We start from the raw sequence: 12,149 nt of genomic DNA on the forward strand, positions 1-12,149 counted from the left end.
CAATTTATCTAATTTTTATTACCATTTTTAAAATGAAGACACGCCCTAGTATCTAAAACACTTACCAAACAGTTTTTCCTATCTTACCTCACCTTTACTGATCTTGTGTATAAGTGATAAAATAAAGTCCAAAACGTTATTCGACGTTTGATTTATTTGTTAATTACATAGGTATGTAATGATGGACGTCTAGTTTTAACTGGTCGTCCATCATTGCATGCCAATCTGCTTTTATATAAACAGGTGGTTCCGCTCATGGAAAAATTCATAGCTATTATTATGGCGGTTTTTGCCGCACCTTTGCTTATTGGAGGTACCTACTTACTCTCGTTAGGCGGTAGCGCTTACTATGTTATTGCTGGCATTACGATGCTTGTCACAGCATTCTTGCTATTTAAAAGACATTGGAGCGCCTATGGGCTCTATACTATTTTTATTATAGCGACCCTGGCTTGGGCGCTTTGGGAATCTGGGTTTTATTGGTGGGCACTGGCAACTCGCTTGGGCTTTCCGCTGATATTTGGTTTATTAATGTTATTGCCATGGGTATCTAACAAGATGCAGGGTAATAAAACTCGAGTATCAAAGAGCTCTGATAAAAATTTAGTTGCTAATGGTACATCGAGCTTACATTCCGAAAATCTTATTACAACTCCCTTCAAAGACGCCAAAAATAACTCAAAAAACCCTATTTATTATTGGGGATTGCTGGCTAGTGTGGTTGTGGGCGCACTGATCTCTTTTGGTAGTATGGCTAATAATGCCACCGATAAGTTAGGTGAACTCAATTTAACTGCCAAAGATGGTGCTGATCAAAATTCAACACCTACAAATCTTGGTGTTCCGTTATCAAATGGCGAGCAAACGCCAGAGGGTGAGTGGAGCGCGTATGGTGGTACTGACTATGGGCAGCGCTACTCGCCTCTGACTCAAATCACCACTGATAATGTCAAAGACTTAGAGCTTGCTTGGCAAATTCAAACAGGTGATGTCAAAGGTCCTAATGATATCGGTGAGACCACCTATCAGGCAACTCCTTTAAAGATTGGCAATGCCCTATATATGTGCACTCCACACAACTGGGTATTAGCTTTGGACGCAGACTCTGGTCAAACATTATGGAAGTTTGACCCCAAAGTAGGAAAAAATCTACAACGCCAACATCAAACGTGTCGAGGCGTGTCCTATTATGCAGGTCAAGCTGGTACTGATAGTATTTCTCCAGTTATTAATGATGAGACAAATAGTAATAATGCAGCTGTGACTAACACAACTGTCAAGACCGGCCATACACCAGTTCAGAAAGTAGCTGGTAATACCTTTGAAAACGCGTCTAAGCAATGCGATGCAAAAATATTTATTCCAACTTCCGATGCTAAGTTATATGCACTTGACCCAAATACTGGGCAACGTTGTCAAGATTTTGGTAAAGATGGTGCTTTAGATTTAATGCACAATATGCCATTTAAACAAGCGGGTTATTATTATTCAACGTCGCCTCCGATAGTGGTAGGCAATACGATTGTGGTGGCAGGTGCCGTTAATGATAACTACGACGTCAATTCACCTTCTGGTGTTATTCGTGCGTATGATGTCAATACTGGCGAGCTACTATGGAACTGGGATTCAGGAGATCCTGATAACACAGCGCCTTTCGATGTCAATGATCCAACTCAGATGTACAAAACCAGTTCACCAAACTCATGGGCGATCGCCAGCGCTGATGAAGAACTTGGTTTGGTCTATTTCCCTATGGGCAATCGTGTACCGGATCAATTAGGCAGCTATCGAACCGCAGATGAAGAAAAATATGCGACGTCTGTTGTCGCTTTAGACATTAAAACAGGTAAAGCGCGCTGGGTTCAACAATTTGTTCACCATGATCTTTGGGATATGGACACGCCAGCTCAGCCAAGCTTACTTGACTTAAAAACCAAAGAAGGTGTTCAGCCTGCACTGGTTGTTCCCACCAAACAAGGCGATGTGTATGTATTGAATCGCGCAACAGGCGAGCCAATCGTACCGATCAAAGAACGCGCCGCGCCGCAAGGTTACTTGGTTGCAGGTGAACATGCCGCTCCAACGCAACCTTACTCTGGTTTGAGTTTTGAGCCGCCGATGTTGAAAGAAAAAGACATGTGGGGCGCTAGCCTCATTGATCAGATGATGTGCCGTATTGAGTTTAACCAACTCAATTATGATGGTCGTTATACACCACCATCGACGAATGGCAGTTTGGTCTATCCTGGTAACTTCGGTACCTTTAACTGGGGCGGCCTCGCCGTTGATCCTGAAAATGGCGTAATGTTTGGTATGCCAACTTATTTGGCATTTACATCAAAACTCATTCCTAGAGACAATCTTGGTGAGGGAGAAACCAATACAGGAGAGCAAGGAGTTAATGAAAATAAAGGTGCAGATTACGCGGTAGAGCTGGGACCATTTTTATCACCGTTAGGCATTCCTTGTCAGCAACCACCATGGGGCACAGTAGCGGGTGCTGACCTAGCAACCGGTGAGATTGCCTATCAACGTAGAAACGGTACCGTGCAAGATTTGTCCCCTATTCCATTGAAGTTTGAGCTGGGTGTTCCTGGTATTGGCGGACCCATCATCACAAAAGGAGGCGTAGCATTTTTGTCAGCGGCTACTGAAAACAACTTCCGCGCCTATGATTTAAAAAATGGCGATGTATTGTGGAATGTTCGTATTCCAGCAGGTGGCCAAGCGACGCCTATGACTTATCTAAATTCTAAAGGTGAGCAGATGGTCGTATTGGTAGCTGGTGGACATGGTTCAGTTGGTACTACTATTGGGGATTATGTTATGGCTTATAAACTTGCTGACAAAGCCAAGTAACATCATACCTGTTTAATGAAGCGGTAATGATTTGATTCATTGCCGTTTTATTACTAAGGCATATATCCAATTTACCTTACAATGAACAGTGGTATATGCCAAGATAAGTATAGTTTGATTACTACTGTTAGACTGCGTAACTAAAATGTTTCCCGTCTTTTTACAGATTTGACAGCAGGGGCTAGATTAGAATACCATTAAAGATTCTTTTTACTAATCTTACTTATTAGCTAGTGAGATCTTTCCGGAGTAATCCTATGCAATGGACTAAACCAGCTTTTCAAGATATCCGTATCGGTTTCGAAGTCACTATGTATTTTGAAGCGCGTTAAAATTTACTAGACTTAAATACATTAAAAGCCCTAGATGATTAGGGCTTTTATTTTTTTGGAAATATTGATTTATGTATATTCACGTTTTAGGCTCAGCGGCTGGTGGTGGTTTTCCACAGTGGAATTGCAATTGCTATAATTGTCATGGTGTTCGTCAAGGCACAATTGAAGCAAAGACCCGCACCCAGTCTTCGATAGCCATATCAGAGAATGGCATAGATTGGATTTTATTCAACGCGTCACCTGATATTCGTCAGCAATTATTTGAATTTAAGGCGGCACAGCCAGCACGTAACCTGAGAGATACAGGCATCACGAATGTGGTTTTGATGGACAGTCAGCTTGACCATACGACTGGGCTATTGACCCTGCGAGAAGGGTGTCCGATTCCTGTTTGGTGTACTGAGATGGTCTACCAAGATCTCACGACAGGGTTTCCTATTTTCAATATGTTGAAACACTGGAATGGTGGCCTGCAATATCACCAAATTGATCCGAAACAGACCTTTAATATTGAAGGTTTTAGCAATTTAGAATTGACGCCTTTGGTGATTAGAAGCTCGGCACCACCCTACTCGCCACATCGTAATAACCCCCATGATGGCGATAATATTGCGCTGATTGTAAAAGACTTAAAAACGCAAAAACAACTCTTTTACGCGCCAGGTTTGGGCAAAATTGACGATGATATTATGCAGATTATGGAAGCCTCTGATTGTGTGATGATTGATGGCACTTTATGGACTGACAGTGAGATGCAAGAATGCGGTGTCGGTACAAAAACAGGCCAAGACATGGGGCATTTACACATTAGTGGTGAAGATGGATCACTGCACTATTTAGATCAGCTCAAAAACATTCGTAAGGTATTGATCCACATTAATAACACCAACCCAATATTGAATGAACAATCTGAACAGGCTGCAACATTGAAACAACACGGTGTTGAAGTGGCGTTTGATGGTATGCAGATTGAATTGTAAGGCGACAGCAAAATGAAGATAATGCAAGAAGAAAAAATAGCCCTAAGCGTAGAGGCCTTTGAACAAGCGATTATGGCTAAAGGTCAGTATTACCATATTTACCACCCTTTTCATATCATGATGCATGAAGGACAAGCGACTCAACAGCAGATTCAAGCGTGGGTCGCCAACAGATTCTATTATCAAATCAATATTCCCTTGAAAGATGCGGCAATCATGGCGAATTGCCCCGATCAGCGGGTGCGTCAAGAGTGGATTCAGCGCATGATTGATCAAGATGGCGTGTATCCTGATGGTGGCGGTCGTGAAGCATGGTTGAGTCTGGCAGAAGCGGTTGGTCTTAGCCGCGAACAAGTGATTTCTGAAGAATTGGTGTTGCCGGGTGTACGTTTTGCAGTCGATGCTTATGTAAATTTTGCGCGTCGTACCTCATGGCGAGAAGCAGCCAGCAGCTCACTGACAGAGCTTTTTGCCCCGCAGATTCATCAATCGCGCTTAGAGTCTTGGCCAAAACATTATCCTTGGATTAAAGAGCAAGGTTATACCTATTTTCGCTCGCGCTTAAGTCAGGCCCGCCGCGATGTTGAGCATGGCCTAACCATTACGCTCGACTCATTCAAAACAGTTGAACAACAAGAGCGTATGCTAGAGATCCTACAATTTAAACTGGATATTTTGTGGACCATTTTGGATTCTTTGAGCTTGGTCTATGTCCATAATCAAGCCCCTTACCAAAGCGTCACTGATGATAATGTCTGGCATAAAGGATTGTTCAAATGAGTTTACCTGAACTAGATCACTCTATCGTCCCAGTATGGCGTCATGGTTATCGCTTTCAGTTTGAGCCTGCACAGAACGCTTATGTGTTGCTGTACCCTGAAGGGATGATCAAATTAAATGAGAGTGCCAGCATCATCGGTCAACACATTGATGGTCAAGCGTCCATTGCTGATATTATTAAAAAGGTGAAGGCTATGTTTGGTGATATACCTGAAATCGAGCAAGACATTATCGAATATATGTTGGTGGCTCAACGTGAACATTGGATTGATTTAGTATGACTGCGCCAGTAGGACTGCCATTATGGCTATTGGCTGAGCTTACCTATCGCTGCCCATTACAATGCCCTTATTGCTCTAATCCTGTTGATTATGCTCAGTATAAGCAGGAACTGACAACGCAAGAATGGTTCGATGTTCTTGATCAGGCGCGGCAAATGGGCACGGTGCAGCTCGGCTTTTCTGGCGGTGAACCACTCGTTCGTCAAGATTTAGAACAATTGGTCGCTTATGCTCATAACAAAGGTTTTTACACCAATTTAATCACATCAGGCATGGGATTGAACGAATCTCGGATTGCTCGATTAAAAGAGGCTGGCCTTGACCACATTCAGATCAGTTTCCAAGCCAGTGATCCAACGGTTAACAATGCATTGGCTGGCTCAAAACATGCCTTTGAACAAAAGTATGAGATGTCACGTCTGGTCAAGCAGTACAACTATCCTATGGTGCTCAACTTTGTCATTCATCGGCAGAATATTGATCAGATTGATCAGATTATTGAGCTGTGCTTAGAGCTGGAAGCCGATACCGTTGAACTGGCCATTTGTCAGTTTTATGGTTGGGCATTTGAGAATATCGAAGGCTTACTACCAACCAAAGCGCAAGTGGTTCGAGCCGAGCGTATTACCAATGAGCACCGCAAGAAAATTGAAAAACGTGGCATCAAATGTAAACTCATTTTTGTCGTTCCTGATTATTACGAAGAACGTCCTAAACCCTGTATGGATGGTTGGGGTAAGATTTTCTTGACTGTGGCACCGGACGGCACAGCCCTACCTTGCCATGCCGCCAGACAATTACCAATACAGTTCCCTAACGTACGCAACACCCAACTTGCAGATATTTGGTATGAGTCTGCGAGCTTTAATCAGTTTCGCGGTGACGATTGGATGCCTGACATGTGCCAAAGCTGCCCAGATAAAGAGCGGGATTACAGCGGCTGTCGTTGCCAAGCGTTTATGCTGACTGGGGATGCCAAAAATGCCGATCCTGTGTGTGGCAAATCACCTTATCATTATCTGATCGAGGAAGCGCGTATAAACAGTGAAACGCCAGTTTCCTTTGAAGAGTTACGCTTTAGGAACCCTAAAAACTCAAAGCTATTGAGTCAAGAGCAATTAATTCCTACTCGTACGGTAATGGATGAATAATGAATGCTCAGCCTGTGATATTTGATGGACATAACGACCTATTGACCCGACTGTGGCTGAGTGCAGCCGCAGATCCTGTGCATGATTTCATTTATGGTACGCTACCAGGACATTTGGATTTACAACGTTGTCAGAAAGCGGGATGGATGGGCGGCTTATTTTCTATTTTCCTGCCGCCCTACGCTTATGTTAAAAAAAACCATCCTGACAAGTTATCAAATCTCTCAGGCTTAGATTTTGAGCCGCAAAAAATCGTGGATATTTGCTGTGCACAGTTGGCACTTGTGCAACAATTACAGGCGCGATCAGACGGTCAGATTCAGATTTGTAAGTCTTTAGCGCAAATTCAAGCCTGTCAGCAGAATCAGCAATTAGCCATCATCCTTCATTTGGAAGGTGCTGAGTTTTTAGCCATTAAACCTGAGTTATTGGATGTTTTTTATGATGCAGGTCTTAGAAGTATAGGGCCACTCTGGAATAGAAAAAGCCTCTTTGGTGATGGCTTAAATGCCTCCTTTCCTCATTCTCCCGATACAGGATCTGGTCTCACGGATCAAGGTAAAGACCTCATTCTAAAGTGTCGTGAAAAACATATGCTAATCGATGTGTCGCATATGAATGAGCGTGCTTTTTGGGATACGTTAGAGATTATTGATCAGCCCATTGTCGCGACACACTCTAATGCACACGCGTTATGTCAGCAAGCAAGGAATTTGACTGACCAGCAACTGGCTGCCATTAAACAAAGCGGTGGTATGGTTGGGGTGAACTTTGATGTTGCATTTCTTCGTGCTGACGGTCAACGCAACACGCAAACTTCAGTTGATGTGATTGTCGATCATCTTGATTATCTAGTTGACCATTTAGGCGAAGATCACGTCGGTTTTGGCTCTGATTTTGATGGTTGTCTATTGCCAGATGAGTTATCTGATATCAGTCAAATCTCTATGCTGATTGAGCACATGCAACAACGACATTTCTCCGATCCACTCATTGAAAAGATTACGTCAAAGAATTGGTTCACTGTGCTGGATAGGATATGGCAGTGATAATCGAGCTTTTTGAGAGGCAATATTTTTTTCTAACATCTTGTCTCAATTGCTGCCTAATTAATAGACTGTAGTGGCATAATCAAGCATCTGTTTCACCAAGTTACATACGGGTCGTCTCGATAGCTGGTAGCTGACTGACCCCTACCGTCAAATCCGTATAAAAAAATTCGGGAGATTTTAGTTAGGGAGCCTGACGATAGAAACCCACCCACATCTAAATTAGTTGACCCTTACACCTTTTCAACCTTCTTAATTTAATTAAAGGAAGTCAATGTATTTAGGTCATAAGTTAGATATCTGAACGTAATTCTCTATTAATTAACCCGTATTGCGTAGACCCGCTGCCAAAGCATTGATACTACGGATTAATGGATCTTCAACACTAAAGTCACCGTCATCATATATAGTGTCTTTTTGTCTGGCACGTTTCAACAACTCGATTTGTATGTAGTTAATCGGATCTAAATAAGCATTTCGCCACTGCAGTGACGCGGCAAGGTTTTGCTGATGTGCCAATAATGATGTCTGGTTAAGCAAAGAATTTAAACCTGAAAATGTCAGCTCGTGCTCATCGATTACCGCTTGCATAATCTTTTCACGTAATCCCTCATCTTCACATAACTGACTATAAGCCTGAGCAATGCTCATCTCAGACTTGGTAAACGCCATTTCAATATTACTAATAAATACGTTAAAAAATGGCCAGCAACTGTTCATCTCCCTCATTAAAGCTTCGTCTTGTTTAACACTATGAAGAGCACTACCTACGCCATACCAAGCTGGTAGGGTAAAGCGCGCTAAAGACCAACCAAATACCCAGGGAATCGCCCGCAAGGTTGTCTTACTAGGCAGACCTTTGTTACGGTGCGCTGGGCGTGAGCCGATATTTAATAAAGAGATTTCCTGCACTGGCGTCACTTGTGAGTAGAACTGATAAAACCCTTCGGTATGGTCAGTAAGCGTACGATAACTTTGTTCACCCGCATCGGCTAGACGCGCAAAGAGTGCTTCATAATTTGGTAGTTCAGGCGGTTGCACCACAAATCTTGTTGAGCACGCTTTGAGGGTACCAGTGATGCCCATGGTAAGCTCAAATACAGCAGTATCGGTGTTGGCATATTTGGCATAAAGGACTTCGCCCTGCTCGGTGACTTTAATTTCTCCATGCAGTGTCCCTGCGGGCTGAGCGGCAATTGCATTATGTGTTGAGCCGCCACCACGACTGACAGAGCCACCACGGCCATGAAACAAGCGGGTTTTGATACCATATTCCTCAGCGATACGGTTAATGGTTTGCTGCGCGCTATACAGCTGCCATGCAGAGGTGATAATACCGCCATCTTTTGATGAATCTGAATAACCCAGCATGATTTCTTGCGTGTTATCTAAGTGTTGCAGCAACCCTCGATAAAGCGGATTATCCAAGACGGCAGGTAAAATCTTATCGATATTTTTAAGGTCTTCGATGGTTTCAAACAAGGGTGCGACGGGTAAGTCAGCGGACAGTTGCCCTTCGTCATTCACTGTACATAAGCCTGCAAAGCGCATGAGTAGTAACACTTCTAATAATTGACTGGCGTTATTGGTCATTGATATGACGTAACTGCCGAAAGTATCTTGCCCGACCAGTTTACGTAAGGTTGCCACAGAGTTCATCAAAGCCAATTGTTCGCGTGTTTTATCACTCAAGTTATCGGTATAAATGAGCGGTGTACCGGGCTTTTCAAGTAAGCGCGTTAGCCATTCTTGGCGCTCGGTTTCACCCAGAGTCTGATAGTCTGGTAAGTTCGAGGCATTGGCGAAAATATCAGCAATCACTTCACTATGATAAGACGATTCTTGGCGAATATCGAGCGCTGCTAGATGAAAGCCGCAGGTTTTGACCAGACGAATCGTATCAAGTAATAAGCCGTCACTATGTGCTTTGTCATGAGTATTGACACTTTTTCGGATGATACGTAAATCTTCTAACAACTCTTGTGGGTTGGCGTAAGCATCGTGTGCGGCGTCGAGGTCTGTACCTTTGCTTTGAATATGGCTATTAGTCGATTTTATTTTGGCAAGAATAATCGATAACAGTCTTCGGTACGGCTCATTGTTGTAATCGTCAGTATTGTAATCAAAGACTCGTCTGTCGAGCTCACGATAACTTTCAATTTTTGTATACACGTCAGGTTCGATAGCGACAATTGTATCGCTGTGAATCAGTTCACGACGCAATTTTTTGATCAACACTTGATAGTGACGCAAGACGGTATTGGCATGCATCAATACGGCCATTTCTGTGGTGTCATGAGTGACAAAGGGATTGCCATCTCTGTCACCACCGATCCAAGAACCAAAGCTCATGAACGCCGGTAAGGGATAGTCTGTTAGCTCAGGATAGATATCAACAATGGCGTCTTTAATATTACGGTAAACTTTGGGAATGGCGCTGAATAAACTGGCATTGAAATAATGCAGGCCATTATTGATCTCGTCATAGACTAAAGGTTTACGCGTCCGTACTTCATCAGATGAGCATAATAAATCAATGGTTTGCGCCGTTTGTTCTTTCGCTTGCTCATAGGCGAAACTGTTTTCAGGAAGATTATTCAAAGCATCGCTATGCTTGAATAAACTCTGCAATAGATTCATCGTCGTACGGCGACGCGCTTCAGTCGGATGGGCGGTGAATACTGGGATAAATTTTAGTTGCTCAATCAGCTCTTGCATTTGGGCGGGTTCAATATTGCGCTCACGACATTCAAGCAGCGTACGCCGAAACGAGCCTTCCCAGCTATGTTCCGATTGCATACGCAAGGCTTGACGTTGTTCTCGTAAGTAATTTTCTTCACTGAGATTGGCTAAGAAGAAATAGATAGAAAAGCTGCGGATGACATTTTTTAAGGTTTGGTTGTCTAACGAGGCAATAAAGTCGATGAGTTGTTGCTGGTTCGCTGCGTTAGGCGCCCGGCGTTGCTGGATAAAACCTTGGCGTAGGGTTTCAATCGTGTTGAGTGTTTGTTCGCCCGTTTGCCGAGAAATCGCCTCTCCTAGAAATGAGCCTAATAAGCTGATGCGTTCACGTAGTACGTCGTTATCAATAGTCATCCTTGATCTCCTGATCAAATTCATTCAAATATAGTCGTGCGGTCTTAAATGTAGGTTTTCTATGGTGTAAGCCATTTAACCTGTTTATGTGGATCTCGAAGCTCTCGCTTCTCATCAGCCAAGACGTTGTCAGCTTTATGTATTAATCATTTATTTTTTGGTGATACTGGGTCAGCCATTCCTGTAATGGTATATCTGTCTATCCCTAGTCAGCCAACAATATTATGAGTTTCATTATTACGATTGATGACTAAACTAACGGCTTCAAGTTTAATTCTCCAGCTTTACTAAACAGTCAGAATTAATATCAGCAATCGTTTTGGCACCAGTCAAGGTCATTGCGACGCGTATTTCTTTATCTAGCAGTTCTAACAAATTGCTTACCCCTGCACCGCCATCCGCTGCTAAAGCATAAATAAAAGCGCGCCCTAGCATGCAAATATCAGCGCCCAAAGCCAACATACGCACAATATCTAAGCCATTACGTATACCAGAGTCGGCTAAAATTTTAATCTCTCCTTTAACTGCATCGGCAATAGGAGGCAGAGCACGTGCACTGGATAAAACACCGTCCAGCTGTCGCCCACCATGATTCGATACGACTATGCCGTCGGCTCCAAAACGCACCGCATCTTTGGCATCTTCTGGGTCCAAAATACCTTTGATGACCATAGGCCCATCCCAGTACTCGCGAATCCAATCTAAATCTTTCCAAGAAATAGAGGGGTCAAAGTTATTACCTAGCCAGCCTATATAGTCTTCCAATCCTGTTGGCTTACCTAAATAAGTAGAGATATTGCCCAGATCGTGCGGACGGCCATTTAGCCCTACATCCCATGCCCATTGCGGATGCGTCATAGACTGTAAGTAACGGCGCATAGCAGCATTTTTACCGCTCATACCAGAGTGCATATCTCGGTAGCGTGCCCCTGGTACTGGCATATCTACCGTAAAAACCAAGGTCGAACACCCCGCCGCTTTGGCACGCTCCAAGGCATTTTTCATAAAACCTCGGTCCTTTAATACATAAAGCTGAAACCACATCGGACGGTTAATTTTAGGCGCTACTTCTTCAATCGGACAAACCGAAACTGTCGACATGGTAAACGGAATGCCTTTTTGATCGGCTGCCATAGCGGCCTGCACTTCTCCGCGGCGGGCATACATACCTGTCAGACCCACGGGTGACAACGCGACAGGCATAGACAGAGTTTCATTAAATAACTGCGTCTCGAGACTAAGCAGTGACATATCATTTAGTACACGTTGTCTAAGGGCAATTTTCGATAAATCTTCAACATTATGTTTTAAGGTATATTCCTCATAAGCACCGCCATCTATATAATGAAATAGAAATGGTGGCAGTCGGCGCTTGGCAGCAGCCCTGTAGTCGTTTGGAGATGAAATAATCATACGCTTGCCCTTATTCTGTTAAATATCTATGTAATATTTTTGAATCTCTAATTATTTATTGATTAGTGCTAAACGATGGATGCAATTGGCTTATTTTTGAAGCGGCAAGCTCAACCCACACTCACTATTACACACAGCACGAGCAGTTACGTTTGGTTTTCGACATTTTACCGATGCCGGGATTAAAGCTATTGGTTGGGTCTAG

Annotated in this window: 10 protein-coding genes; 7 read left to right on the forward strand and 3 right to left on the reverse strand. The window is 43.3% G+C overall.

What is annotated here, in order from left to right; all coding sequences use genetic code 11:
• Positions 1-255 precede the first annotated feature (255 nt).
• From ACT3RN_RS11310 to ACT3RN_RS11340, 7 genes are all read left to right on the forward strand, one after another.
• A complete protein-coding gene (locus ACT3RN_RS11310; protein WP_192992256.1) occupies positions 256-2,859 on the forward strand; it encodes a membrane-bound PQQ-dependent dehydrogenase, glucose/quinate/shikimate family in 2,604 nt (867 codons plus the stop codon).
• A 257-nt stretch (positions 2,860-3,116) separates the two neighbouring features.
• Positions 3,117-3,191 (forward strand): pyrroloquinoline quinone precursor peptide PqqA, encoded by a 75-nt coding sequence (gene pqqA, locus ACT3RN_RS11315; protein WP_082894360.1) that lies wholly within the window; start codon positions 3,117-3,119, stop codon positions 3,189-3,191.
• 71 nt (positions 3,192-3,262) lie between these two features.
• On the forward strand, positions 3,263-4,174 hold the full coding sequence (pqqB, locus tag ACT3RN_RS11320) for a pyrroloquinoline quinone biosynthesis protein PqqB (RefSeq protein ID WP_068407044.1): 912 nt from the start codon (positions 3,263-3,265) through the stop codon (positions 4,172-4,174).
• A 21-nt stretch (positions 4,175-4,195) separates the two neighbouring features.
• A complete protein-coding gene (gene pqqC, locus ACT3RN_RS11325) occupies positions 4,196-4,954 on the forward strand; it encodes a pyrroloquinoline-quinone synthase PqqC (RefSeq protein ID WP_192992258.1) in 759 nt (252 codons plus the stop codon).
• Positions 4,951-5,235, forward strand: a complete 285-nt coding sequence (gene pqqD, locus ACT3RN_RS11330) for a pyrroloquinoline quinone biosynthesis peptide chaperone PqqD (RefSeq protein ID WP_068407047.1) — start codon at positions 4,951-4,953, stop codon at positions 5,233-5,235. Before pqqC ends, pqqD begins: the two co-directional genes overlap by 4 nt.
• Positions 5,232-6,386: a pyrroloquinoline quinone biosynthesis protein PqqE gene (gene pqqE, locus ACT3RN_RS11335; RefSeq protein WP_068407050.1), complete on the forward strand. Its 1,155-nt coding sequence runs from the start codon at positions 5,232-5,234 to the stop codon at positions 6,384-6,386. Before pqqD ends, pqqE begins: the two co-directional genes overlap by 4 nt.
• The gene (locus ACT3RN_RS11340) at positions 6,386-7,435 is read left to right on the forward strand and encodes a dipeptidase (RefSeq protein WP_180952532.1); all 1,050 of its coding nucleotides are present in this window, start codon (positions 6,386-6,388) and stop codon (positions 7,433-7,435) included. The genes pqqE and ACT3RN_RS11340 overlap by 1 nt, the downstream gene beginning before the upstream one ends.
• A 321-nt stretch (positions 7,436-7,756) precedes the next feature.
• On the opposite strand, the gene ppc is transcribed toward ACT3RN_RS11340, so the two are convergent.
• The 3 genes from ppc to ACT3RN_RS11355 form a co-directional block, all read right to left on the reverse strand.
• On the reverse strand, positions 7,757-10,531 hold the full coding sequence (gene ppc, locus ACT3RN_RS11345; protein WP_442062456.1) for a phosphoenolpyruvate carboxylase: 2,775 nt from the start codon (positions 10,529-10,531) through the stop codon (positions 7,757-7,759).
• A 270-nt stretch (positions 10,532-10,801) separates the two neighbouring features.
• The gene (lldD, locus tag ACT3RN_RS11350) at positions 10,802-11,944 is read right to left on the reverse strand and encodes an FMN-dependent L-lactate dehydrogenase LldD (protein ID WP_068408375.1); all 1,143 of its coding nucleotides are present in this window, start codon (positions 11,942-11,944) and stop codon (positions 10,802-10,804) included.
• Between the two features lie 127 nt (positions 11,945-12,071).
• The coding region (locus ACT3RN_RS11355; RefSeq protein WP_444518654.1) for a hypothetical protein at positions 12,072-12,149 on the reverse strand (78 nt) is incomplete at its 5' end.

It is taken from the genome of Psychrobacter sp. AOP5-GZ1-6 (genome assembly GCF_052376345.1).
GTDB lineage: Bacteria > Pseudomonadota > Gammaproteobacteria > Pseudomonadales > Moraxellaceae > Psychrobacter.